This window comes from Saccharopolyspora endophytica (genome assembly GCF_018070075.1).
Lineage (GTDB): Bacteria > Actinomycetota > Actinomycetes > Mycobacteriales > Pseudonocardiaceae > Saccharopolyspora > Saccharopolyspora endophytica.
On the sequence record NZ_JAGPXE010000002.1, the window covers coordinates 736311 to 761264 of the forward strand.

The 24954-nt window shown below is 70.2% G+C and carries 23 protein-coding genes; 12 read left to right on the forward strand and 11 right to left on the reverse strand.

The genetic code is table 11. The annotated features are described in order from the left end of the window. The first annotated feature begins 129 nt into the window (after positions 1–129). On the forward strand, positions 130–1578 hold the full coding sequence (locus tag KBO27_RS07470; protein ID WP_210969178.1) for an alanine/glycine:cation symporter family protein: 1449 nt from the start codon (positions 130–132) through the stop codon (positions 1576–1578). 54 nt (positions 1579–1632) lie between these two features. Here KBO27_RS07470 and KBO27_RS07475 read toward each other — a convergent pair whose 3' ends face one another. The 7 genes from KBO27_RS07475 to KBO27_RS07505 all read right to left on the reverse strand — a co-directional run bounded on the left by KBO27_RS07475 (position 1633) and on the right by KBO27_RS07505 (position 10686). Then, positions 1633–3099, reverse strand: coding sequence for a beta-N-acetylhexosaminidase (locus KBO27_RS07475; protein WP_210969179.1), 1467 nt, complete (start codon positions 3097–3099; stop codon positions 1633–1635). Then, positions 3096–3935 carry a carbohydrate ABC transporter permease gene (locus tag KBO27_RS07480; RefSeq protein ID WP_210969180.1) on the reverse strand — a complete coding sequence of 280 codons (840 nt, stop codon included), beginning with the start codon at positions 3933–3935 and terminating at the stop codon, positions 3096–3098. Before KBO27_RS07480 ends, KBO27_RS07475 begins: the two co-directional genes overlap by 4 nt. Beyond that, positions 3932–4810, reverse strand: a complete 879-nt coding sequence (locus tag KBO27_RS07485) for a carbohydrate ABC transporter permease (protein WP_246536376.1) — start codon at positions 4808–4810, stop codon at positions 3932–3934. The genes KBO27_RS07480 and KBO27_RS07485 overlap by 4 nt, the downstream gene beginning before the upstream one ends. Further along, a complete protein-coding gene (locus KBO27_RS07490) occupies positions 4810–6093 on the reverse strand; it encodes an extracellular solute-binding protein (RefSeq protein ID WP_210969182.1) in 1284 nt (427 codons plus the stop codon). Before KBO27_RS07490 ends, KBO27_RS07485 begins: the two co-directional genes overlap by 1 nt. Positions 6094–6323: 230 nt before the next feature. Next, on the reverse strand, positions 6324–7430 hold the full coding sequence (locus KBO27_RS07495; RefSeq protein ID WP_210969183.1) for a lactonase family protein: 1107 nt from the start codon (positions 7428–7430) through the stop codon (positions 6324–6326). 207 nt (positions 7431–7637) lie between these two features. After that, complete coding sequence (locus KBO27_RS07500; protein WP_210969184.1) at positions 7638–9041, reverse strand: GntP family permease; 1404 nt, start codon at positions 9039–9041, stop codon at positions 7638–7640. Between the two features lie 58 nt (positions 9042–9099). Next, a complete protein-coding gene (locus KBO27_RS07505; RefSeq protein ID WP_210969185.1) occupies positions 9100–10686 on the reverse strand; it encodes an N-acyl-D-amino-acid deacylase family protein in 1587 nt (528 codons plus the stop codon). A 147-nt stretch (positions 10687–10833) separates the two neighbouring features. Between KBO27_RS07505 and KBO27_RS07510 the strand changes: the two genes are divergently transcribed. Next, the gene (locus KBO27_RS07510) at positions 10834–11220 is read left to right on the forward strand and encodes a RidA family protein (RefSeq protein ID WP_132625049.1); all 387 of its coding nucleotides are present in this window, start codon (positions 10834–10836) and stop codon (positions 11218–11220) included. Positions 11221–11267: 47 nt separating this feature from the next. On the opposite strand, the gene KBO27_RS07515 is transcribed toward KBO27_RS07510, so the two are convergent. Next, entirely contained in the window at positions 11268–12503 is a 1236-nt protein-coding gene (locus tag KBO27_RS07515) for an amino acid deaminase (protein WP_246536550.1), read from the reverse strand. Between the two features lie 178 nt (positions 12504–12681). Between KBO27_RS07515 and KBO27_RS07520 the strand changes: the two genes are divergently transcribed. Beyond that, complete coding sequence (locus KBO27_RS07520) at positions 12682–13425, forward strand: IclR family transcriptional regulator (protein ID WP_210969187.1); 744 nt, start codon at positions 12682–12684, stop codon at positions 13423–13425. Here the strand turns inward: KBO27_RS07520 and KBO27_RS07525 are convergent. Beyond that, a complete protein-coding gene (locus KBO27_RS07525; protein ID WP_210969278.1) occupies positions 13419–13748 on the reverse strand; it encodes a DUF1844 domain-containing protein in 330 nt (109 codons plus the stop codon). The two genes, KBO27_RS07520 and KBO27_RS07525, sit on opposite strands and share 7 nt — an antisense overlap. A 321-nt stretch (positions 13749–14069) precedes the next feature. Between KBO27_RS07525 and infC the strand changes: the two genes are divergently transcribed. The 6 genes from infC to pheT all read left to right on the forward strand — a co-directional run bounded on the left by infC (position 14070) and on the right by pheT (position 20049). Then, positions 14070–14645, forward strand: a complete 576-nt coding sequence (gene infC / locus KBO27_RS07530; protein ID WP_132625053.1) for a translation initiation factor IF-3 — start codon at positions 14070–14072, stop codon at positions 14643–14645. A 91-nt stretch (positions 14646–14736) separates the two neighbouring features. Further along, on the forward strand, positions 14737–14931 hold the full coding sequence (gene rpmI, locus KBO27_RS07535; protein ID WP_093415814.1) for a 50S ribosomal protein L35: 195 nt from the start codon (positions 14737–14739) through the stop codon (positions 14929–14931). Positions 14932–15044: 113 nt separating this feature from the next. Then, positions 15045–15413, forward strand: a complete 369-nt coding sequence (gene rplT, locus KBO27_RS07540) for a 50S ribosomal protein L20 (RefSeq protein ID WP_093415812.1) — start codon at positions 15045–15047, stop codon at positions 15411–15413. Continuing rightward, positions 15413–16252, forward strand: coding sequence for a TrmH family RNA methyltransferase (locus KBO27_RS07545; RefSeq protein ID WP_210969279.1), 840 nt, complete (start codon positions 15413–15415; stop codon positions 16250–16252). The genes rplT and KBO27_RS07545 overlap by 1 nt, the downstream gene beginning before the upstream one ends. Before the next feature lie 184 nt (positions 16253–16436). After that, a complete protein-coding gene (pheS, locus tag KBO27_RS07550; protein WP_210969188.1) occupies positions 16437–17498 on the forward strand; it encodes a phenylalanine--tRNA ligase subunit alpha in 1062 nt (353 codons plus the stop codon). 58 nt (positions 17499–17556) lie between these two features. Further along, positions 17557–20049: a phenylalanine--tRNA ligase subunit beta gene (gene pheT, locus KBO27_RS07555; protein WP_210969189.1), complete on the forward strand. Its 2493-nt coding sequence runs from the start codon at positions 17557–17559 to the stop codon at positions 20047–20049. A gap of 57 nt (positions 20050–20106) precedes the next feature. Here pheT and KBO27_RS07560 read toward each other — a convergent pair whose 3' ends face one another. Both KBO27_RS07560 and KBO27_RS07565 read right to left on the reverse strand, forming a co-directional pair. Further along, positions 20107–20703 carry a GNAT family N-acetyltransferase gene (locus KBO27_RS07560; protein WP_246536377.1) on the reverse strand — a complete coding sequence of 199 codons (597 nt, stop codon included), beginning with the start codon at positions 20701–20703 and terminating at the stop codon, positions 20107–20109. Positions 20704–20884: 181 nt separating this feature from the next. Continuing rightward, entirely contained in the window at positions 20885–21574 is a 690-nt protein-coding gene (locus tag KBO27_RS07565) for a DNA alkylation repair protein (protein WP_307870278.1), read from the reverse strand. A gap of 243 nt (positions 21575–21817) precedes the next feature. Here KBO27_RS07565 and argC point away from each other — a divergent pair, with 243 nt between their 5' ends. The 3 genes from argC to argB are packed head-to-tail and all read left to right on the forward strand — an operon-like array spanning position 21818 to position 24940. Then, complete coding sequence (gene argC, locus KBO27_RS07570) at positions 21818–22846, forward strand: N-acetyl-gamma-glutamyl-phosphate reductase (RefSeq protein WP_210969190.1); 1029 nt, start codon at positions 21818–21820, stop codon at positions 22844–22846. Between the two features lie 28 nt (positions 22847–22874). Next, positions 22875–24035 carry a bifunctional glutamate N-acetyltransferase/amino-acid acetyltransferase ArgJ gene (gene argJ, locus KBO27_RS07575; protein ID WP_210969191.1) on the forward strand — a complete coding sequence of 387 codons (1161 nt, stop codon included), beginning with the start codon at positions 22875–22877 and terminating at the stop codon, positions 24033–24035. After that, on the forward strand, positions 24032–24940 hold the full coding sequence (gene argB, locus KBO27_RS07580) for an acetylglutamate kinase (RefSeq protein WP_210969192.1): 909 nt from the start codon (positions 24032–24034) through the stop codon (positions 24938–24940). Before argJ ends, argB begins: the two co-directional genes overlap by 4 nt. Positions 24941–24954: the final 14 nt, after the last annotated feature.

Below are 24954 nucleotides of genomic sequence, written 5' to 3' on the forward strand. Positions count from 1 at the left end.
TCCGCCAACGCGCGGGTCGCCACCACATGGCGACCCGCGCTTGGACTGCCCGCGGTGAACGTCAGCGGGCGCCGCACTCCTGGCGCCCGCTGATGCGATTCCCGCGCCACAAGCGGAAAGGGAGTGCCCGTGGAAGCGCTCAACGACGCGATCGTCGCGCTGAACGACACGTTCTGGCTTTACATCATCATCCCCGTGCTCGCGGTGCTGAGCCTGTACTTCACCGTGCGCTCGAAAGCCGTGCAGATCCGGATGATCCCGGAGATGGTCCGCGCGATGGGCGGCAAGGCCGAGATCGCCGAGGACGGCGGGAAAGCGATCTCGTCGTTCCAGGCGTTCGCGATCTCCGCCGCCGCCCGCATCGGGACCGGCAACATCGCCGGCGTGGCCACCGCCATCGCGCTGGGCGGCCCGGGCGCGGTGTTCTGGATGTGGACGATGGGTCTGGTCGTGGGCGCGGCCAGCTTCGTGGAATCCACCCTGGCGCAGCTCTACAAGGTGCGGGACAAGTCCGGTTTCCGCGGCGGCCCGGCCTACTACATGCTGCACGGCCTGCGGGCGCGCTGGATGGGCGTGCTCTTCGCCGTGGTCATCACGGTGACGTTCGGCTTCGTGTTCACCGCCGTGCAGGCCAACACCATCGTCGACGCCGTCGTCACCTCGGCCGAGGCCACCGGCATGAGCTCGAACGGCTGGATGCAGCCGGTCCTGGGCGTGGCTCTGGTCGCGCTGACCGCGCTGATCATCTTCGGCGGCGTGCGCCGGATCGCGCAGACCGCCGAGCTGCTGGTGCCGTTCATGGCCGGTCTCTACATGCTGCTCGGCCTGATCATCGTGGTGCTCAACATCGACGCGCTGCCGGGCGTCATCGCGCAGATCTTCTCGCACGCCTTCGGTTTCGAGGCGGTCGCGGGCGGCGGCATCGGTGCGGCGATCGTGCAGGGCGTGCGACGCGGCATGTTCTCCAACGAGGCCGGTCTGGGCTCGGCCCCGAACGCCGGCGCCACCGCCTCGGTGAGCCACCCGGTCAAGCAGGGCCTCGTGCAGACCCTCGGCGTCTACGTGGACACGCTGCTGGTGTGCTCGACCACGGCGTTCATCGTGCTGCTGTCCAACCCGACCTTCGGTGACGAGGACCGCGGCGCGTCGATGACGCAGACGGCGCTGCAGACCAACCTCGGCGACTGGTCGCTGCACCTGATGACGCTGATCATCCTGCTGGTCGCGTTCACCTCGGTGCTGGGCAACTACTACTACGGCGAGTCCAACGTGGGCTTCCTGACCCGCAGCAAGGCGATGCAGACCGGCTACAAGTGGGGCGTGCTGGTCGTGGTGTTCCTGGGCGCGATCGGGTCCTCGGACCTGATCTGGAACCTCGCCGACACCACGATGGGCGTCATGGCCCTGGTCAACCTCGCCGCCATCGCTCCGCTGAGCGCGGTCGCGCTGAAGCTCCTGCGCGACTACAACGATCAGCGCAAGCAGGGCCTCGACCCGGTCTTCACCCGGGACCGCCTGCCGGAGCTGACCGGCGTGGAGTGCTGGGAGCCCCGGGAGACGGCCAAGGCCGAAGCCTAGGGAAAGACCACGGCGGGTGGGGTTCGGAACGGTCCGGACCCCACCCGCGTCGTGTCAGCGGGGTCGACCCTCGACACCGGGACGTAGCTGCCAGGGGTAAGGCCCGTCGAGCGGCCGGTACTCGACGCCGAAGGCGTCCAGGCGCGGCAGGTGGTGGTGGGCCAGGCGGTGGTGGAACTCAGCCGGGTCTCGCTCGCTGCTCCAGGCCACCTCGGCGAACGCGCACAGCCGGGGGAACGCGGCGTAGTCGATGCGGGCCGGGGAGTCGAGCTGCTCGGTCCACACCTGCGCCTGCAGGCCGAGAACGCGCTCGGTCGGCGGCTCGTAGGCGTAGACGTTCTCCAGCGTGTTGAGGAACCCGACCGGGACGGGCTCGTCGGGCTCGTCGGATTGCCGGTGGTCCAGGTAGAAGTGCGTTTCCGGGCACAGCAGCACGTCGTTGCCCGCTTCGGCCGCGCGGGTGACCGCCTGCGCGTCCTGCCAGCTCAGCACGATGGTCTCCGCCGGCAGCGAGACCAGGTGCATGGCGTCGTCCCACGCCGAGGTGCGGCGGCCGTGGTTGTGCACGTGCTCCATCAACCGCCGCAGCAGCGCGCCGTGCGCCGGCGTGGCACCCGGGACCTCGTCGCCGCCCAGGCAGATCACCGGCGACGGGAAGAGAGACATCACGTGGTCCAGCACGTCGCGGAAGAAGTCGACCGTGGCCCGCCGAGGCGCCAGGATCCGGTCGCTGACGCCCCACGAGTCCCACACGCCCACGGGCCCACCGGTTCCCAGTTCGGGGTAGGCGGCGATGGCGGCTTGGCTGTGCCCGGGGACGTCGATCTCGGGCACCACCGTGATGTGGTGCTCGGAGGCGTAGGAGACGATCTCCAGCAGGTCTTCGGTGGTGTAGTAGCCGCCGTGCGGCTGCCGGTCGAACTCCGGGACCTCGCCGCGGCCGATCATGGAGCGCTCGCGCCACGAACCGATGCGGGTCAGCTCCGGGTACTGCGGGACCTCGATGCGCCAGCCCTGGTCGTCGGTGAGGTGCAGGTGCAGGACGTTGAGCTTGTGCATCGCCAGCAGGTCGACGAACCGCAGGACCTCCCGCTTGGCCACGAAGTGCCGGGCGACGTCGAGGTGGCAGCCGCGCCAGCCGAACCGGGGGTGGTCCTCGATCACCCCGCACGGCAACGAGATCGGCTCGTCGTGGATGGGTGCGCGGCGGAACGCGTCCGGCGGGAGGAGCTGCCGCAGCGTCTGCGCCGCGTGGTGCGCGGCGGCGGTGTGCTGCGCGGTCACCAGCGCCTGGTCGGGGCTGATCTCCAGGCGGTGGCCGTTGATGTGGGGGTCGATGCGGAACTCGATGGTGGGCTTGGCGGCCAGCGGCAGCGGCAGTCCCGTCGCGGCACCGACGTGCCTGCGGAACCACCGCGCCACGCTCGGTTCACCGCCGACGCTGGTGCGGATGTCCAGCGGCAGCTGGCCACCGGCGTACTCGACACGCCGCGGACGCGGCAGCAGCGAGTGGAAGCTCATCCCTTCACCGCGCCGGAGAGCCCCGACACCAGATTCCGCTGGACGAGCACGAAGAAGATCAGAACCGGAATGGTCATCAGCGTGGAGCCTGCCATGATCGCGCCCCAGTCGTTTCCCTGCGGGCTGAAGAATACCAGGATCGCCATCGGCAGCGTCTGGTTCTCCGTCGCCGAGATGATGAAGGTCTTGGCGAACAGGAAGTCGTTCCACGCGTGGATGAACGACAACACGCTGGTGGCAACGAGTCCCGGAGCCACGAGCGGGAACAGCACCTGCCAGACGAACCGCGTGCGGCTCGCCCCGTCGAGCGTGGCGGCCTCCTCCAGCTCGACGGGGACGGCGGCGACGAACCCGCGCAGCATCCAGATCGCCAGGGGAAGGCTGAACGCCAGGTGCACCAGCACGAGCGATCCCAGGTGGTTGAGGCCGAAAGCCGGTGCGGCCGAACCGACTTGGCGCATCAGGAAGAACAGCGGGATGGTCAGGGCTTCCACCGGGACCATCTGCGCCACCAGCAGCATGAGCAGCAGCACGGCGCGGCCCCTGATCCGGAAGCGGGTCAGCGCCACGGCGGCCAGGAACGACATCAGCAGCGACAGCAGCACCACAGCGCCCGCGACGAGGAGGCTGTTGAGGAAGTAGCCGCCCAGCCCGTCGACGGTGAGGACCCTCCGGAACCCGTCCAGGGTCGGCGCGGTGGTCCAGGGGCGCGGATCGGCGGACTGGAGCTCGGCTTCCGGCTTGAACGCCGAGAGCACCATCCAGTACAGCGGGAACGCGACCAGCACCGCGATCACGACCGCGGCGGTGTTGGCGACGGCGCGGGAACGTCTCATGCCAGAACCCCGTTCCCGCGCTGCGCCCGCAGGTACAGCAGCGTGATCACCAGCAGCAGCGCGGTCATCACCACGCCGATCGCCGAGCCCAGCCCGTAGTTCGAGGCAGCGAACGCCTCTTGGTAGGCGTAGACGTTGAGCACCATGTTCTGCCCGGCGACGCCGCCGCCGTTGGTCATCACGTAGATCTGCGTGAACACCTTGAAGTCCCAGATGATCGACTGGATGGTGGCGATGACCAGCACCGGGCGCAGCATCGGCAGCAGCACGCTGCGCGTGGTCCGCCACGTTGACGCCCCGTCCAGCGCGGCCGCCTCCACCACCTCGCCCGGAATCCCGATGAGGCCCGCGTAGGTGGTGACCAGCACGAACGGGAACGAGCACCAGATCACCTCGGCGGCCACCAGGCCGAAGGCGAGGTACTTGTCGTAGGTCCACGACATGCCCTCGGCGCCGCTGATGCCGATGCCGGTCAGCGCCTCGTTGATCAACCCGAAGTCCTGGTCGAACAGGAACAGCCACACCGTCGACCCGGCCACCGCGGGCGTGGCCCAGGCGCCGATGGCCGCCAGGAACAGCAGGATCCGGGACAGCGGCGAGACCTTCGTGGCCAGCACCGCCAGACCGATGCCGACCACGAGGCTGCCGAGCACGCAGATCGCGGCGAAAGCGCAGGTCTGCAGCAGGATCGTCCAGAACTGCGCGTCGCCGAGCAGCGCCAGGTAGTTGCCCGCGCCCAGGAACTCCAGCGGGGCACCGCCGGAGGCCTGCGCCTGGCCGTACTCGTACAGCGAGATCTGCACCAGCTGGTACAGCGGGTAGCCCATCATGCCGACGAGCAGCAGTGCCGCCGGTGCCAGGTAGAGCAGCGCCATCATCGGCCTTCGAAGGCCGCGTTCATCTGCGCCGCCGCCTGCGCCGATGCCTCGGCGACGGGGGTGCCGCGCACGATCTGCTGCACCATCGTCGGGAGCACGCCCTGCGCGTCGATCTTCGACCACGCCTCGGTGGCGGGCACGAAGTGCGTTCCGCCGCGCAGCGTCATCACGAACGGGGCCGCGGCCGGGTCGTTCTCGGCCACCTCGCCCTGGACGTCGATGAACGTCGGCAGGTTGCCCATCGCGCCGTACATCTTGCGCTGGTACTCCTTGCCCGCGAGCAGCTGCACGAACTCGCGCGCCAGGCTCGCCCGCTGCGAGGACTTGAGCACCGACAGCAGGTTCCCGCCCGCGAAGGCCGGGGCGGTGGAGCCGATCGCGTCGCCGGGCAGCGGCACGACGCCGTACTTGCCTCCCACACCCGCGTCGACGGCCTTGCGGTTGAAGTCGCCGCCGATGGTCATCGCGGCCTTGCCGGAGGCGAACGCCTGCACGCTCTGGCTGCCGGTCATGTCGGAGCACTGCTCGGGCGGGCACGCGCCGCTGGTGATCATCTCGGCGTAGGTCTCGATGCCGCGCTGCGCTTCGGGACTGTCGATGGTGGACACCCAGCGCCGGCCCTCCTGACGAGCCAGGTCGCCGCCCGCCGCCCAGATGAACGGCATCAGCGCGTAGTGGTACTTGCCGCCGGTGGCGATGCCGTAGAGGTCCGGACGTTCGGAGCGGATGCGCTGCGCGGTGGCCAGCAGCTCGGCGGTGGTGCGCGGTGGCTGCAGGCCGAGCTCGTCGAACACGTCGGTGCGGTAGTACAACGCGCGCACCCCGGTGTACCAGGGCACGCCGAAGACCTCGCCCTCGACTCGCGCGGTGTCCAGCGCCGAGGGGGACAGGTCAGCGGATTCCGGCCACTGCGGCAGCTTCTCGGTCACGTCGGCCAGCCCGCCCGCGGCGACGTAGCCCGCGAGGTCGGTGTTGCCGACCTCGGCGACGTCGGGTGCGCTGGCGGGATCGTTGAAGGCTCCGGTGAAGCGCTCGGACCTCGTCTCCACCGCGATGTACTGCACGTCGACCTCGACGCCGGGGCGCTCGCGCTCGAACCGCGCCACCGCTTCGTCCACGGTGGCCTGCTTGGGCGCGCGGTTGGCCTCGTCGAACAGCCAGACCCGCAGCGTTCCGGTGCGCTCGTCGACCGCGGGTCCGGTCTGCTGCACCTGCGGTGGTCCGCAGGCCGTGAGCAGCGCAGCGACGGCGGCGACGATGACGGCTTTTCCTGCGCGCATGGCGGGTCTCCGATGTGCTGAACGATCTCAGTGGAAATCAGGAACCGGATCTCAGCGGAACTCGGTAGCCGGATTTCAGTGGAAATCGGTGCTGTTCTCTTGTGGGCCCGAGGGGACGGGATGGTGGGGTCTCGCCGGAACGAGGCACCTTGCCGAACCGAGGCTGTGGGGAGCGTTGTGGAACTGCCGGTTTCGGCGGGAGGAGCGGGGGCCGGTCCGGTGTGGACGGATCAGCCGTGGAAGGTGATGACCGCGACCGAGGGGCACGCGTAGCTGTCCGGTGTCGGGGTCAGCGCGCCGGTCTCGGTGTCGCGGGCCAGGCGGGTGATCGTGCCCGCGCGCTGGTTGGCCACGAACAGCGAGGTCTCCTCGGGGTCCAGGGCGAAGTGCCGGGGCCAGTTCCCGCCGGTGGGCGTGACGGCCTGGAACACCAGCGACCCGTTCTCCACGCCGAAGGTGGCGATGGTGTCGTCGCCGCGGTTGGAGGCGTAGACGAACTGGCCGTCCCGGGAGATCGCGATCTCGGCGGGGAAGTTCTCCCCGGTCGCCTCGGGCGCGCGGCTGCTGATGACCTGCCCGGCGGTGAGCGCGCCTGCCTCGGGATCCCAGGCGAGCACGGTGATCGTGGAGTTCAGCTCGGCCAGCAGGTAGGCGGTGGTGCCCTTGAACACCAGGTGCCGCGGTCCGGTGCCCGCGGGCAGCGGGAGCTGCTGGTGCTGGGTGAGCTTCCCGGCGTCGAAGGCGTGGACGAACACCGAGTCGGCGCCGAGGTCGACGGTCACGACCCACTTCCCGCTGGGGTCGACGACGACCTGGTGCGCGTGCGGCTCGGCCCCGGGGTGCTTCACCAGGGCGGTGTTCTCGCCGATGCTGCCGTCGGGGTTGCGCCGGTGCACCGCCACCGTGCCGTCCCCGTAGTGCGCGGTGAACAGGAATTCCCCGCTCGGGTGCACCGACAGGTGGGTCGGCGCGCTCCCACCGCTGGGCGCGGTGTTGATCACCTTGGGTTCGTGGGTGCTCACGTCGATCGCGGTGATCGAGCCCTGCTCCTGCTCGTTGGTCACGTACAGGAACTCGTGGTCGGGGGACCAGGCGAAGAACGAGGCGTCGGCGATCCCGTCGAGGGTGCCGGAGGGCGTGAGCACCCCGTTCATGTCGCGCATCGCGATGTCCACGCCTCGGCCGGCGGGCTGCGAGCTGGTGTAGCTGCCGATGAAGGTCATCAGGCCCGCGTGCGCCTGGTGCACCTGGTGCGGCGCGGCCGCGCCCTGCCTCCCGGCGGCGGTGGCGCAGCCGACGGTCGCTCCGGCAATGCCCAGAGCTCCGACCGCGCTCAAGAACCCACGACGCGAAAACGAGCTGTCACCCACGACGTTCTCCCAGCTAGACGACACGGCAGAAGCGAAGTCTGTCGCAGTGACCACAGGTGGACCAGACCAAAATGGCCTAACCGGACCGCCGCCATAGGCGCTTAGGCCCGAAACGGTTCACCATCCGTGGCGATTTCGCGAAATCGCCTCCCGGGGAACGGGAACGTGGTGCTCTCACGGAACCAGGAGCGAGATCCCGGCCGCCATGCCGAAGGCCACCAGCGACAGCAGGGTCTCCAGGACGGTCCAGGTCTTGAGCATGTCGCTCACGGGAATCCCGAAGTACCGCGAGATGATCCAGAACCCGCCGTCGTTGACGTGCGAGGCGATGATCGACCCGGCGGCGATCGCCACCGCGATCAGCGCGAGCTGGGCCTGCGACAGCCCGGCCGAACCGACCAGCGGGGCCACGATCCCACCGGTGGTCACGATCGCCACGGTCGCCGAACCCTGCGCGATCCGCAGCCCGCTGCTGATCACGTAGGCCGACACGATCACCGGCAACCCCACGCCCTGCAACGACCCGGCCAGCGCGTCCCCGACGCCCGTCTCGGCGAGCACCTTGCCGAAGAAGCCACCCGCGCCGACCACCAGCAGCAGCATTCCCAGCGGGCGCAGCGCACCGCTGGTCAGCTCGGACAGGTCCCGCCCGGTCATCCCGCGCCGGGTCCCCAGCAGCCAGAACGACAGCAGGACGGCGATCGTCAGCGCCACGGTCGGGTTCCCGAGGAACGTCAGCACCGACAGCGCACCGCTGCCCTCGGGCAACGTGATGCTGCCGAAGGTGGCGCCGAGGATCAGCACCATCGGTAAGCCGATGATCAGCGCGACCACGCCGAGCGACGGATCGCGCCGGCCCTCGCGCTTGGCGGCGAGCTCGTCGGCGGCGGCGAGCATGTCGGCGGGCACCGGGAGGATGATCCGCTTGCCGATCCACACGGGGTAGAGCAGGCCGGCCACGACGAACGCCGGGAGCCCGCAGGCCAGTCCCATCAGGATGATCCACCCGAGGTCCACGCCCAGCAGTCCCGCGGCCACGACGGGACCGGGGTGCGGCGGCAGGAACGCGTGGGTCATCGACAGCCCGGCCACCAGCGGAAGGCAGTACAGCAGGATCGAGCGCTTGCCCTGCCGCGCCACCACGTAGACCAGTGGCGTGAGCACGAAGATGCCGATGTCGAAGAACACCGGGATCCCGAAGATCAGCCCGGACAACCCCATCGCCAGCGGAGCCCGGTTCTCCCCGAACGCCCCGAGGAGCTTGCGGGTCAGCAGCTGCGCGCCACCCGATGCCTCCAGCATGGACCCGAGGATCGTGCCGAGTCCGATGATGGCGGTGATGTGGCCGAGGATGCTGGCGAAACCGCCTTCGAGCAGGGAATCGCTGCTCTTCTGCGCGGTGCCGACGATGTCCTCCACGGGCAGCCCGGCGGCCAGCGCGATGAGCAGCCCTGTCACCAGCAGCGCGATGAACGGCTCGATCCGGAAGCGGATGATCATCACCAGCAGCACCGCGATCCCCACGGCGCACAACGTGAGCAACCCCGACGTCTCGTGCTGCAACCAGTTCAAGAACACCGTGCCTCCTGGGGGCTTTCAGGAACTGCTCTGCTCACGCCGCCTCTCTCGGCGGCTCCTAGCGGGTCTTGCGCAGCGCCTGCCCGGGGAGGGCGTCGGTGCGATTGCCGTCGTCGATCACCGGAACGCCGTTGACCAGCACGTGCGGGATGCCGACGGCCTGCTGCCGGGGCTCGTCGAAGGTCGCCGTGTCGCGGACCGTGCCGGGATCGAACAGCACCAGGTCCGCGACGTGGCCTTCCCGGACGCGTCCCCGGTCGGTGAGCCCGAGCCGGTCGGCGGGGCGCGAGGTCATGTTCCGCACGCACTCCTCCAAACCCAGCACGCCGAGTTCGCGCACGTAGTGGCCGAGGTAGCGGGGGAAGGTGCCCCACGCGCGCGGGTGCGGGCGCGCGCCGACCAGCAGCCCGTCGCTGCCCGCGGTGTGGGTCCGGTGGCGCATGATGGCCCGCACGTTGTCCTCGTGGCCGACGTGCATCAGGCAGGACGCGCCCAGCTGCTCGCTGATGAGCACGTCGAAGTAGAACTCGGTCGGCTGCGCCCCGGCGGCCTGCGCCGATTCGGCGACGCTGCGACCCACGAGGTGGGCGTTGCCCGGTTCGCGGACACCGTTGATCTCGATGGCGTCCCACTCGACCGCAACGCCGTGGCAGCCGTCGGAGCCCTCGATCTCCAGCACCTGGCGAATCCGCTGCCGCTGGGCGGGATCCCGCAACCGCTCCAGGGTCGCGGTGACGCCGCCCGCCATCGCCCAGCTCGGCAGCAGCGCGTGCAGCGAGGTGCTGCCCGGCAGGTACGGGTAGGTGTCGAGGGTGATGGCGCAGCCGGTGTCGAGCGCCGCGTCGAGCATCGCCAGCAGTTCGCCGGCCTTCCCGGCGTTGACGCCGAAGTTCATCGTCGCGTGCGCCAGGTGCAACGGGCACCCCGAGGTCCGGCTGACCTCGATCATCTCTTCGTAGGCCGCGAGCGCACCGGCGCCGTAGCTGCGGTGGTGCGGGCTGTAGTAGCCGCCGCTGGAGGCCACGACCTCGCACAACGCGGCCAGTTCCGCCGTGTCGGCGTACATCCCGGGCGTGTAGGTCAGCCCGGACGACATGCCGAAAGCGCCTTCGGCGAGGGAATCGGCGAGGACCTCCCGCATCCGGTTCAGCTCGTCCTCGGTGACCGGCCGGTCGTCGTAGCCCGCGCACAGCAGCCGCAGCGTGCCCTGCGGGACGAGGTAGGCGGCGTTGGTGGCGATGCCGGTGTCGAGCCGGTCGAGGTACTCGGCCACGCTGCGCCAGTTCCAGTCGAAACCCGGTGGATCGTCGTTCCAGCCGGCCAGCTGCGCGCGCAGGGTCTCCAGCGTGCCGTCGTCGACCGGGGCGTAGGACAGCCCGTCCTGCCCGATGACCTCCAGCGTCACGCCTTGGGAGACCTTCGCGGTGTGGTCCGGTTCGGCCAGCAGCTGCAGGTCCGAATGCGCGTGCATGTCGACGAATCCGGGTGCCAGCACGAGCCCGTCGGCGTCGATGCGCCGGCGTCCGCTCAGCGTTCCCGCGTCGGCGATCTCGGCGATGCGTCCTTCGTCGACTCCGACGTCGGCGACGAACCCCGGGCCGCCGTCGCCGTCGACGACTCGCGCGCCGCGATAGACGATGTCCATGGTGGAGTCGTTCCTCCGGTCACACGCCGGGCACTTGGTCTGCACCGGGTGGTCGAATGGTAAGTACCATTCCCGGTGAAAGCAATGAAGATCGGCTCCGGCCGAAATTCCGCTTCACGAAGCCGAAAACCGTGGAAGGACACCGACATGAGCAGGACCGTGGTGAGCACCGACGCCGCACCGAAGCCGCCGGCGAACATCCCGCTGTCGCAGGGCGTGCGCAAGGGCAACATCCTGCAGGTCTCCGGCCAGACCGCGGTCGACCCGGCGACCGGCAAGGTCGTCGAGGGCGGTGTCGCCGAGCAGACCGAGCAGTGCCTGCGCAACGTCATCGCGATCATCGAGGCCGAGGGCGGATCGCTGCAGGACGTGCTGATGCTGCGCGTCTACCTCACCGACACCTCGCAGTTCGCCGAGATGAACGAGGTCTACGCCCGCGTCGTCGGCGAGCCCTTCCCGGCTCGCACGACCGTCTACGTCGGCCTCCCGGCCGGCCTGCTGTGCGAGATCGACGCCCTGGCAGTCCTGGACTGACCTGGAGCGGGTGGCGGTTCCCACCGGAACCGCCACCCGCGGACGCGTCAGAAGTAGGTGCGCACGAGGTCGGTGACCTGCTCGCCGTCGACCACCGGGATCAGCGCCCACTTGTCGAAGACCGTGCAGGGGTGCGACAGGCCGAAGCCGATCCAGTCGCCGACGCGCACCTCCGCCTCGGTGAGCCCGAGGAACGCGTGCTGGTCCGCCAGGCCTGACACGTGGCAGGAGCCGTCGGCGAGCTCGCGGATCTCGCCGTCCGCGCCCCGGATCACCTGCGGTTCCGGCAGTCCCTGGTCGAACGAGACGTCGCGGCGCCCCATCGTGAGCAGCGCCAGGTCGGCCTCCGGCTGCGACACGACCTGCGCCCAGATCCGCATCGCCGGCCGGAACGGCGACTCCGCACCGGCCAGCCGGTGCGGGCGGCCGAACGGCGAGCGCACCCGGTAGAAGCCGTCGTCGTGCAGCAGGTATCCGCCGCTGCGCAGCACGGGCACCACCGGCAGCCCTTCCGGCCACGGCTGGGTCAGCGCCTCGGCGACCTGGTCGAAGTAGGCGCTGCCGCCCGCGCTGACGATGACCTCGTCCAGCCCGTCGAAGTAGCCGGCCTCGGCGAATTCCACCACCAGCGACCGGAATTCGCCCAGGTAGTCGTCGATGGCCGACAGCGAGGACTCCTCGATGTCGTGCGCCACCTCGCCCTCGTAGCCCGACACGCCGACCAGGCGCAGCCGGTGCTCGGCGGCCACCGCCGCGGCGACCGCGCGCGCCTGCGACACCGTCCGCGCGCCGGTCCGGCCGCCCGAGACGCCGAACTCCACCAGGACGTCCACCGGCCGGGTCCCGCCGTGCGCGGCCAGCGCGGAGGCCATCTGCTCGACCCCGCGCAGCGAATCCGCGTAGCAGCAGAACGAGAAGTCCGGGTCGGCGTCGAGCTCGGCGGACAGCCAGGCCAGGCCCTGCGGGTCGACGAGCTCGTTGGCGAGCAGGATCCGCTGGACCCCGAACGCCCGGTACACGCGAAGCTGACCGATGGTGGCCGCGGTGATGCCCCACGCGCCGTGCTCCAGCTGCCGCTCGAAGAGCCGGGGCGCCATCGTGGTCTTGCCGTGCGGCGCGATCCGCAGGCCGTGCTCGTTGCACCAGGCGGCCATGGTGCGCAGGTTGTGCTCCATCGCGGCGTCGTCGAGGGTCAGCAGCGGCCCGGTGAAACCGGCCTCCCACAGCGTCGGCCGCTCGGCCAGGAACTCCCCGGCGGTCTTGCCGGACGCGGTCGGCGGCATGCCCTTGAACCGCCAGTCGATGGTCTCGTCGCGCAACGCGCGGATCGCTTCGGTGTTGATCCCTGCTGCGGGCACTGCCGGCCTCCTATTGCGCATGTTGCAACGAATGTTGCGCGAAGAACGACTCCGGTGTGTAGCATTGCCCGCTTCGTCGAGTCAACGATGATCGGAGACGCCGGTGAGTCAGAGCCTGGAACGCGGACTGGCCGCGCTCACCGCGCTGGCCGAAGGGCCGCAGACGCTCGACGGTCTCGCCCAGCGGCTCGGCGTGCACAAGACGACCGCGATGCGCCTGCTGCGCACGCTGGAGAGCGGTCGCTTCGTCCGCCGCGAGGACCTCCACCGCTACCGGCTGGGCAGCGCCGTGTTCGCGCTCGCCCACCAGGCGCTGGACGACCTGGACGCGCGCGACGTCGCCCGGCCGTTCCTCGACGCGCTGGGGGAGCGCACCGGGCACACGATCCACCTGGCGACCCTCGACGAGGACCAGGTCGTCTACGTCGACAAGGTCGACAGCGTCCACCCGGTCCGGATGTACTCCCGCATCGGCCGGCGCGCCCCGCTGCACTGCACGGCGGTGGGCAAGGTCCTCGTCGCCGACCTCTCGCAGCAGCGCCGCGAGCGCCTGGCGCAGCGGATCGCCTACCCGAAGCTCACCGCGAACACCCTCGACTCGGCCGAGCGCTACCTGGCGGAGCTGGAGCGCGTGCGCGCGCAGGGGTACTCGGTGGACCGCAGCGAGCACGAGGAGTTCACCCACTGCATCGCCGCTCCCGTGCGCAATCACCGGGGGGATGCCGTGGCGGCGATGTCGATCTCGGTGCCGAAGGTCCTGCTCTCCTGGGAGGACCTGCTCGGCTGGCTCCCGGATCTCCGCCGAACGGCGGCGGAGGTCTCCCGGGAGCTGGGCAACCGTCAGTAGACGGGGCCGGTGTACTTCTCGCCCGGTCCCTGACCCGGGGCGTCCGGGTGGCTGGAGTACTCGCGGAAGGCGCGCTGCAGGGACTGCAGTCCCTCGCGCAGCGGACCGGCGTGCGGCCCGAGGTACTCGACCGAGGCGGTGATCAGGCCGGCGAGCCCGGTGATCAGCCTGCGGGCCTCGTCCAGGTCGCGCACCGGGGTGGCGTCGGGCTCCTCGTCGGCGAGCCCGAGCTTCTCCGCGGCGGCGGACATGAGCATCACCGCAGCGCGGCTGATGACCTCGACGCTGGGAACATCGGAGAGCTCGCGTACGTTGAGCTCCATATCCGCGTCGTGTGCCGGTTCACCGGCACCGGTCGTGTCGTTCGGGGGTGTGGTTGGCTGCGGTTCGCTCACGCCTGCTACCCTGACACGCACGACCAGCCCCCGCTGCGGCGGGGGCGGCAAAGTGGAGCCCCGCTCCCACCCGAGCAGCCGCCGAGGCCGCCGGGTTCCGGTCCTGTCGATGTCCCGTGTGGCGTCGGTGGTGCGAACGGTATCGGCTGATACCGGTTCGATCGGTTTGGAGTCAGGGTCCCGCGGTATCCGCATGAGCGGAAGCCGGCGGGACCTTTGCATTCCGGGGTGAGCTCTACACGCCGTGGTGTGCAGTACACACAGCCATCGAACCGAGGAGGCCCCATCAGCTCCGAGACGCGCATCAATGACCGCATCCGGGTTCCGGAAGTCCGACTCGTCGGACCCAACGGTGAGCAGGTCGGGATCGTCCGCATCGAGGACGCTCTGCGCCTGGCCCAGGAAGCGGATCTGGACCTTGTCGAGGTCGCCCCGCAGGCGCGCCCGCCGGTCTGCAAGCTCATGGACTACGGCAAGTTCAAGTACGAGAGCGCGCAGAAGGCTCGCGAATCGCGTCGCAACCAGCAGCAGACCGTCATCAAGGAGCAGAAGCTCCGGCCGAAGATCGACCCGCACGACTACGAGACGAAGAAGGGCCACGTGTCCCGCTTCCTCGGTCAGGGTCACAAGGTCAAGGTGACGATCATGTTCCGCGGTCGCGAGCAGTCGCGGCCCGAGTTGGGCTTCCGCCTGTTGCAGCGACTGGCCGATGATGTTTCCGAGCTCGGGTTCATCGAAGCGACCCCGAAGCAGGACGGTCGGAACATGATCATGGTTCTGGCGCCGCACAAGACCAACAAGACCAAGCCCAAGGCCAACGCGTAGTTCTACGCCGCCGCCAGGGCTCGTGATGTGAGGCCGGGTCGGGACGCTGGCCGCGCCCCCTCCCGGCTCCAGTACGAAACGAGGACGGAAGATGCCGAAGAACAAGACCCACAAGGGCACCTCGAAGCGCTTCAAGGTGACCGGTTCGGGCAAGCTGCGGCGCGAGCAGGCCGGTCGCCGGCACATCCTGGAGAAGAAGTCCAGCCGTGTCACCCGTCGCCTCGAAGGCACCGAAGCGGTCGCCAAGGCCGACGTCAAGCGCATCAACAAGCTGCTGGGTCGCTGACGCCGACTTCCCCGTTGCGCCCGTGAGGGAGCAGCAGTCCGGCATCACGCCATCCAGCCACCCGCATTGGGCGGTCATTCCGCCGCCCCTGATGAGATAACAGGACGGACCCCGTGGCACGCGTCAAGCGGGCGGTCAACGCCCAGAAGAAGCGCCGCACAGTTCTCGAGTCGGCCCGTGGTTACCGCGGTCAGCGCTCCCGGCTGTACCGCAAGGCCAAGGAGCAGATGCTCCACTCGATGACCTACTCCTACCGGGACCGCCGCGCCCGCAAGGGCGAGTTCCGGAAGCTGTGGATCACCCGCATCAACGCCGCGACCCGGCAGCACGGCCTGAGCTACAACAAGTTCGTGCAGGGCCTGAAGGCCGCTGAGGTCGAGGTCGACCGCAAGATCCTGGCGGAGCTCGCCGTCAACGACCCGCAGGCCTTCGAGGCGCTGGTCGACGTGGCGCGCAAGAACCTGCCGGAGAGTGCGGCCTGATCGCCGAAAGCACTTCCGATTCGCGACCCGGGACCCCGCTCACCGAGCGATCGTCCCGGGTCGCGGTCGCTCGTAAGCTCACCCGCCGCGCAGGCCGGGAGAAGGCCGGTGCGTTCCTCGCCGAGGGCGCGCAGGCCGTGGGCGAGGCGCTGACCGCGCACGCCGACGACCGGCTGCGGGTGCGAGAGCTGTTCGTCACCGAGCAGCCGCGACACACCGAGCTCGCCGAGCGGGCGGTCCTGGCGGGCGTACCGGTGCGCGAGGTGACCGACAAGGCCGCCGCGTCGCTGTCCGAGACGGTCACCCCGCAGGGCGTCGTGGCGGTCTGCGACCTGCCGCGCACCGGGACGGTCGCCGCCCTGGCGCAGCGGCCGAAGCTGGTGGCGGTGCTGGTCGGCATCGCCGACCCGGGCAACGCCGGAACCGTGGTGCGCGTGTCCGACGCGGCCGGGGCCGGTGCGGTGCTGTTCGCCGGTGACACCGTCGACGCCTACAACGGCAAGGCGGTGCGCGCCTCGACGGGCAGCCTGTTCCACCTGCCGATCGCTCGCGATCGCGACGTCAGCGCGGTGCTGGCGGCATGCCGGGACGCCGGGCTGCGGCTGGTCGGCGCCGACGGCTACGCCGCCGGTGACCTCGACACCGCCGACCGCGCGGGGGAGCTCGCCGAGCCGACCGCGTGGGTCTTCGGCAGCGAGGCCCACGGCCTGTCCGACGAGGTCAAGGCCCAGCTGGACACGACGCTGCGGGTGCCGCTCTACGGTCAGGCGGAGAGCCTGAACCTGGCCACGGCCGCCGCCGTCTGCCTCTACTCCTCGGCGCGTGCGCAGCACCGCTGAGCTCGGGCGGGACGGATCACCGCGAAACGCCGTGGACGCCGTCGCATAGAATCGCCCATGTCAGCTTGCGGCTTCGCACCGAAGAGTCGTATGCAACCTCAGCAGGTTCGCAAGCCCAGCCACCTGGCAGAACAGGGACCTGGGCGTTGATGCCTGTGGGATCAACGGGAGTCACGCACTAACGATGTCTGGAGCCAACGACTCGTACGACCCGAAAGAGGTCGCCGCGCTGTCGCCGGAGACGCTGGACGCCGCGGTCGAGGAGGCCAAGAAGGCCTTCGTCGCCGCCGCCGATCTGGACGAGCTGGCGTCGGTCAAGCCCGCTCACCTCGGTGACCGCTCGCCGCTGCTGACCGCGCGCCGCGAGATCGGAGCGCTGCCGCCGAAGGCGCGTTCCGAGGCGGGCAAGCGCGTCAACCAGGCCCGCGAGGCCATCCAGGGCGCCTTCGACGAGCGCCGCGCCGTCCTGCAGGCCGAGCGCGACGAGCGAGTGCTCCGCGAGGAGTCCGTCGACGTGACGCTGCCGTGGGACCGCGTGGCCACCGGCGCCCGGCACCCGATCACGCAGCTCGCCGAGCAGATCGAGGACACCTTCGTGGCCATGGGCTGGGAGGTCGCCGAAGGCCCCGAGCTGGAGGCCGAGTGGTTCAACTTCGACGCGTTGAACTTCGGCAAGGACCACCCGGCGCGAACCATGCAGGACACGTTCTACGTCGCTCCGGAGGACTCCGGCCTGGTGCTGCGCACGCACACCTCGCCGTCGCAGGTCCGGGCGCTGCTCAACCGCGAGCTGCCGGTGTACGTGGTCTGCCCCGGGCGCACGTTCCGCACCGACGAGCTCGACGCCACCCACACCCCGGTGTTCAACCAGGTCGAGGGCCTGGCGGTGGACAAGGGCCTGACCATGGCCCACCTGAAGGGCACCCTGGACGCCTTCGCGCGCTCCATGTTCGGCCCGGAGTCCACGACCCGGTTGCGGCCGTCGTACTTCCCCTTCACCGAGCCGTCGGCCGAGATGGACATCTGGTTCCCGGAGAAGAAGGGCGGCGCCGGCTGGGTCGAGTGGGGTGGCTGCGGCATGGTCAACCCCAACGTGCTGCGCGCCAGCGGTGTCGACCCCGAGGTCTACACCGGCTTCGCCTTCGGCATGGGGATCGAGCGGACCCTGATGTTCCGCAACGGCATCCCGGACATGCGCGACATGGTCGAAGGCGACGTCCGCTTCACCGAGCCGTTCGGCATCTAGCCACCCATCACGACCGTCCCCGACATCACTTACCTGAACGAGAGAAGGGCCTGACCAAGTGCGGATTCCGGTTTCCTGGCTGGCCGAGCACCTTGAGCTGCCCGAGGAGACGACCGCGGAGACGCTGGCAGAGGCGTTCATCCGGATCGGGTTGGAGGTCGAGGAGGTCGAGCACCTGACGCAGGTGCGCGGCCCGCTCGTGGCCGGCCGAGTCGCCGAGATCGAAGAACTCACCGAGTTCAAGAAGCCGATCCGGTACTGCAAGGTCGAGATCGGCGCCTCCGAAGACGGCGAGCAGAAGCTGCAGAACATCATCTGCGGTGCCCGCAACTTCTCCGAGGGCGACCTGGTCGTCGTCGCGCTGCCCGGCACGGTGCTGCCCGGCGACTTCGAGATCAGCTCCCGCAAGACCTACGGCAAGCTCAGCGAGGGCATGATCTGCTCCGCCAAGGAGCTGGGGCTCGGCGAGGACCACGACGGCATCCTGGTGCTGCCGCCCGGTTCGGCCGACCCCGGTGACGACGCGGTGCAGCTGGTCGGTCTCGACGACTCGATCATCGAGCTGGCCATCACGCCCGACCGCGGCTACTGCTTCTCGGTGCGCGGGCTGGCCCGCGAGCTGTCCAACGCGCTCGACGTCCCGTTCGGCGACCCGGGCACCCGCCCCGTCCCGGAGGACGACAAGCCCTCGCGCGGCGTGGAGCTGCGCGACGCGCAGGCGTGCTCGCGGTTCGTGCTGCGCCGGGTCACCGGCGTGGACCCGACCGCACCGAGCCCGTGGTGGATGCGCCGTCGCCTGGCGCTGGCGGGCATCCGCTCGATCTCGCTGTCGGTGGACGTCACCAACTACGTGATGCTGGAGCTGGGTCAGCCGCTGCACGCCTTCGACACCTCGAAGGTGACCGGTGACCTGGTCGTCCGCCACGCCGAGAGCGGCGAGAAGCTGACCACCCTGGACGGTCAGGTCCGCGAGCTCGACACGGACGACATCGTGATCGCCGACGACTCCGGCGTGGTGTCGCTGGCGGGTGTCATGGGTGGCGAGAGCACCGAGATCGGTGACGGCACGCACGACGTGCTCATCGAGGCGGCGAACTGGGACCCGGCGAACATCGCCCGCACCATCCGCCGCCACAAGCTGCCGAGCGAGGCGGGCAAGCGCTTCGAGCGCACGGTGGACCCGGCGGTGGCGCCGGTGGCCGCCGAGCTCGCCGCGCAGCTGCTGGTCCGCTACGGCGACGGCACGATCGCACCCGGTCGTACCGACGTGGGCGAGCCGAAGGCCCCGGCTGCGGTGACGATGCCGCTGGCGCTGCCGGACAAGGTCGCCGGCGTCCTCTACGAGCGCGGCGTGACCGCGCGCCGGCTGACCCAGATCGGCTGCAAGATCGACCTGAGCACCTCCGACGAGGGCGTCGGGCTGATCACCGCGACCCCGCCGTCCTGGCGTCCGGACCTGACGCAGCCGTTCGACCTGGTCGAGGAGGTGCTGCGGCTGGAGGGCTACCACACGATCCCGTCGGTGCTGCCCTCCGCACCGCCCGGTCGCGGCCTGTCGGCGGCGCAGCGCCGCAAGCGCGCGGTGTCGCGTGCCCTGGCCGGTGCCGGTTACGTCGAGGTGCTGCCCTTCCCGTTCACCGGTGACGAGATGCTCGACGCCTTCGGCCTCGCCGAGGACGACGAGCGCCGCCGCACGGTGAGCGTGCTCAACGCGCTGGAGAGCGACAAGTCGCAGCTGACCACGACGCTGCTGACGGGCCTGCTGGACACCTTGCAGCGCAACGTCTCCCGAGGCCACCGCGACGTCGCGCTGTTCCACATCGGACAGATCAGCCAGCCGTCGGCGGACCAGCCGGCGGTGCCGGAGGTCGGTGTCGACGGTCGTCCCACCGACGAGCAGCTCACCGGGCTGCTGGCGGCCCTGCCCGCGCAGCCCACGCGGGTCGCGACGGTGCTGGCCGGTCAGCGCGAGCTGGCCGGCTGGTGGGGCAAGGGCCGCGCCGCCGACTGGGCGGACGCGATCCAGGCGGCTCGCGTGGTGGCGTCGGCCGCCGGTGTCGAGCTGGCGGTCCGCAACGCCGAGCACGCCCCGTGGCACCCGGGTCGCTGCGCCGAGCTGCTGGTCGGCGAGACGGTCGTGGGTCACGCCGGTGAGCTGCACCCGAAGGTCGTCGAGACCCTGGGCCTGCCCAAGCGCACCAGCGCGATGGAGCTCGACCTCGATGCGCTGCCGCTGGTCGAGCGCCGCGCGGCCCCGAACATCTCGGCCTACCCGCCGGTGCTGATGGACGTGGCGCTGGTCGTCGACTCCTCGACGGCGGCCTCCGACGTGGTCGAGGCGGTCCGCGCCGGCGGCGGTGAGCTGCTGGAGGACGTCCGCCTCTTCGACGTCTACGCGGGCGAGCAGCTCGACGAGGGCAAGAAGTCGCTGGCCCTGGCCCTGCGCTTCCGAGCCCCCGACCGCACCCTCAAGCAGGAGGAGGCCACCGAGGCCAGGGACGCAGCGGTCAAGTCCGCAGCAGACCGCCTCGGAGCCACCCTCCGCGCCTGAGACACCCGAACAACGGCCCCGCCCGGAAGATCTCCGAGCGGGGCCGTTTTCGCGTGCTCAGTTGCTGCGGGGGAGGTGTTTGGCGGTGAAGGCTTCGGCGGTGAGGCCCATGATGACGAGGTGGAGCATCCCGTCGGAGAGGGAGTCCGGTTCGCTCGTGCGGCCTTCTTCGCGGAAGCCGAGCTTGCTGTGCAGCGCCAGCGAGGCGACGTTCTCCTGGTAGATGCCGACCTGGCACTTGCGGAACTTGCGGCGGCCGAACATGACCGCGAGCAGCGTGATGATCGCGTCGTCGGCGTAGCCGTGGCGCCGGTGCATCGGGCCGATGCCGACGCCGTAGCTGAACACGCCCGGTTCGTCGGCCTGGCTGGTGCACATCGAGCCGACGAGGACCTGGTCCCGGCGGGTTTCGATGGCGAGCTGGAAGTCGTCCGGCGAGTCCGGGTGGTTCGCGCGGTGCGCGGCCCAGTGGCGGTAGCCGTCGGTCTGCACGTACGGAGCGCGGGTGGGGTCCTGGTCGAAACCGGCCAGGATGCGCCTGTCCGCAGCGGCGACGCGACGTAACAGCACCTGCCGCCCGACCCAGGACGACGTCGTGATCGGCGCCGGGCCGTGGCGGGCCCCCAGGTTCGGGTGCGGCGGGATCATCGTCATCGAACTCGATGATGCCCTCCCGGACCGACCGAATCCACAGGGGGGTCCACGTCGTGTGACCTTGTGCAAGCGCTGTGAAACTTCGATGACCCGGGAGTTACCCGGCGTCAACGCGCGAGCCGGAAATGTCGCCGTTCAGGGTGATTCCGCGGTGTCGGCGCGTGCAGATGATCGCGATCGGTCAGCGGTCGATGGTGCGGAGGGCTTCGCGTCGGGAGAGCGGGGACAACTCGTGGTTCTCGGCGAACTCGCGGACCCAGCCGGGGTCGGTCTTGGCGTGCTCGCGCAGCGCCCAGCCGATCGCCTTGCGGAGGAAGAAGTCCGGATCGGCGAGGTTCGCCTCGATGCTCCGCCGCAGCAGCCCCACGTCGGTGCGGTCCTTGGCGCGCAGCTGGGCGATGATCGCCGTGCGGCGGCGCCAGCGGTCCTCGTCGGTCGACCAGCGCAGCAGCATCGGGCGCACGACGTCCGGGTGGCTCAGCAGCAGCGGCCCGATGCGGCGGCTCGCGGTCTCGTCGACGAAGTCCCACCACGCCCCGGTGACCACGAACTCCTCGTAGAGCCCGAGCATCCCGGTGTCCTGAAAAGCCCGCTGCGCCCGGTGTCCCGTCACCGACAGGGCGACGTAGCGCTCCTCCCGGAAACCGGCCTCCCGCCAGAGCGCTCGCGCGGAATCGACGAGGTCTTCCTGCGTCGCGAACGGGAACCGCCGGCACAGCTCGTCGACGATGCCCACGCGCGCCGGTTTGCGCACGCCGAGGAACGGCATCTCCGACTTCATGTACCGCTGCATCGAGGGCGCGTCCGCCGCCACGGCCTGCTCGCCGAGCAGCCGCAACGCCGCTTCCCGGAACCCCGCGACCTCACCCACCTCGCCGATCCTGCCACCGGCCCCCGACACCGCACCCCGTGATCGGATTTCAGTGGGAAATCGGCATCCCGGCTTCCACTGAAATCGGGACCCCGACTTCAGTGGAAGCCGGTCAACCCAGGTGGGAAGGGGTGTGAGTCCGGGCGTGACATCACGGGTCGGGCGGGGGTGTGACGTGGGAAACTGGGCTCGGTTCCGCAAAGCTGTTTGATTGATTTTGCATAGCAGTGCATAATCATCCGTATGACGGTGAGGGTTGCTGTAGCGGGTGCCAGTGGTTACGCGGGCGGAGAACTGCTCCGCCTGCTCCTGGCGCACCCCGAGGTCGAGATCGGCGCGCTGACGGCGGGAGGCAACGCGGGCAGCAAGCTCGGTCAGCACCACCCCAACCTGCTGCCCCTGGCCGACCGCGAGCTCACCGAGACCACCGCCGAGCAGCTGCGCGGCCACGACGTCGTGTTCCTCGCGCTGCCCCACGGCCACTCCGCGGCGATCGCCGCCGAGCTCGGCGAGGACGTCGTGGTCGTCGACTGCGGTGCCGATCACCGCCTCAACGACGCCGAGGACTGGACCCGCTGGTACGGCGGCGACCACCCCGGCACCTGGCCCTACGGCGTGCCCGAGCTCCCCGGCGCGCGCGACCGGCTGCGCGGCAGCAAGCGGGTCGCCGTCGCCGGTTGCTTCCCGACCGTCTCGTCGCTGGCCGTCGTGCCCGCCCTGGCCGCGGGCATCGTCGAACCCGACGTCGTGGTCACCGCGATGACCGGCACCTCCGGCGCGGGCCGCGCGCTCAAACCGCACCTGCTCTCGGCCGAGGTCATGGGCTCGGCCAGCGTCTACGGCGTCGGTGGCGCCCACCGGCACACCCCGGAGATGATCCAGAACCTCAGCGCCGCGGCGGGGGAGAAGGTCAAGGTCTCCTTCACGCCCGTGCTGGCGCCGATGGCGCGCGGCATCCTCGCCACCTGCTCGGCACCGCTGCGCGGCGACGTCGACAGCGCAGCCGCCCGCAAGGTCTACCTCGACGCCTACGGCGACGAGCCGTTCGTCCACGTCCTGCCCGAGGCAGCCTGGCCGCAGACTTCGGCGACGCTCGGCGCCAACACCGTGCACCTGCAGGTCACCGTCGATCCCGACGCCGGTCGGCTGGTCGTGGTCGGTGCCGAGGACAACCTCACCAAGGGCACCGCGGGCGGCGCCGTGCAGTGCATGAACCTCGCCCTCGGCCTGCCCGAGACCACCGGACTGCCCACCGCCGGCCTCGCGCCGTGAGTCCCGCCACCAGAACCGAGGAGAAGACATGAGCGTGACCGGTCCCGCCGGTTTCCGGGCGGCGGGGGTCGCCGCAGGCATCAAGGCAGCGGGCGCGCGCGATCTCGCACTCGTGGTCAACGACGGTCCGCAGCAGTCGGCGGCCGGCGTGTTCACCACCAACAAGGTCAAGGCCGCGCCGGTGCTGTGGTCGCAGCAGGTGCTGCAGGAGCGCAAGCTGCGCGCGATCGTGCTCAACTCCGGTTGCGCCAACGCCTGCACCGGGCCGGGCGGTTTCCAGGACACCCACGCCACCGCGGAGAAGGTCGCCGACGTCCTCGGCGCCGGAGCGATCGAGGTCGCGGTCTGCTCGACCGGCCTGATCGGTGAGCGGCTGCCGATGGACGCGCTGCTGCCCGGCGTCGACACCGCCGCCAAGGCCCTCGACGCGGGTGAGCAGTCCGGTCTGGACGCCGCGACCGCCGTGCTGACCACCGACAGCAAGGCCAAGCAGGCCCACCGCGCGCACGAGAACGGCTGGTCGATCGGCGGGTTCGCCAAGGGCGCGGGCATGCTCGCGCCGAACATGGCCACCATGCTCAGCGTCATCACCACCGACGTGATGATCAGCGGCGCCGATCTCGACGAAGCGCTGCGGGCGGCGACCCGGGTGACCTTCGACCGGCTCGACGTCGACGGCGGCACCTCCACCAACGACACCGTGCTGGTGATGGCCTCCGGTGCCTCGGGCGTCGAAGCCTCCCAGGAGGAGTTCACCGCGCTGCTCACCACCGTCTGCCAGGACCTGGTGCGCCAGCTCCAGGACGACGCCGAAGGCGCCACCAAGACCATCGACATCACCGTGCGCGGTGCCGTCAGCGAAGCCGACGCGGTGACCATCGGCCGGATCGTCGCCGAGGACAACCTGGTCAAGACCGCCATGTTCGGCTCCGACCCGAACTGGGGCCGCGTCGCCATGGCGCTGGGCCGCGCGCAGGCCGAGATCGACGTGGACAAGGTCGAGATCGCCACCAACGGCGTCACGCTCTACGCCGACGGCGCCACCGCACGCGACCGCAGCGAGGCCGACCTGTCCGGGCGGCAGATCGAGATCGTCATCGATCTGCACCTCGGCGAGCACGCCGCCACGATCCTGTCCACCGACCTCTCCCACGACTACGTCGAAGAGAACAGCGCGTACTCCTCATGACCAGTGACACCAGCGATCGGCTGGCCACCGCGGCCGAGAAGGCCAGCGTCCTCGTCGAAGCGCTCCCGTGGTTGCAGCGCTTCAACGGCGCCACCGTGGTGATCAAGTACGGCGGCAACGCCATGATCGACGACGAGCTTAAGGCCGCGTTCGCGCAGGACATGGTGTTCCTGCGGCTCGCGGGCCTGCGCCCCGTCGTGGTGCACGGCGGCGGTCCGCAGATCACCTCGATGCTCGACCGTCTCGGCATGGAGGGCGAGTTCCGCGGCGGGTTGCGCGTGACCTCGCCGGAGACGATGGACGTCGTCCGGATGGTGCTGTTCGGGCAGGTCGGGCGCGAGCTCGTCGGCCTGATCAACCAGCACGGGCCGTACGCGGTCGGCATGTCCGGCGAGGACGCGCGGCTGTTCACCGCGGCCCGCCGCACCGCCACCGTCGACGGCGAAGCGGTCGACGTCGGCCTGGTCGGCGACGTCGTCGACGTCAACCCCGACGCCGTGCTCGACCTGATCAACGCCGGCCGCATCCCGGTGGTGTCCACCGTCGCCCCCGACGCCGACGGCGTGGTGCACAACGTCAACGCCGACACCGCCGCCGGTGCGCTGGCGGTCGCGCTCGGCGCCGAGAAGCTCGTGGTGCTCACCGACGTCGAAGGTCTCTACACCAACTGGCCGGACAAGTCATCGCTGGTCAGCAGGCTCGACGTGGACCAGCTCGCGGAGCTGCTGCCGGGACTGGCCTCCGGGATGGTTCCCAAGATGGAGGCCTGCCTGCGCGCCGTGCGCGGGGGAGTGCCGCGCGCCCACGTCATCGACGGGCGGCTGGCGCATTCGGTCCTGCTCGAAGTCTTCACCAGTGCCGGAGTGGGAACCATGGTGTTCCCCGTCGAATCGGAGGACGCATGAGTGACGATTCCGCT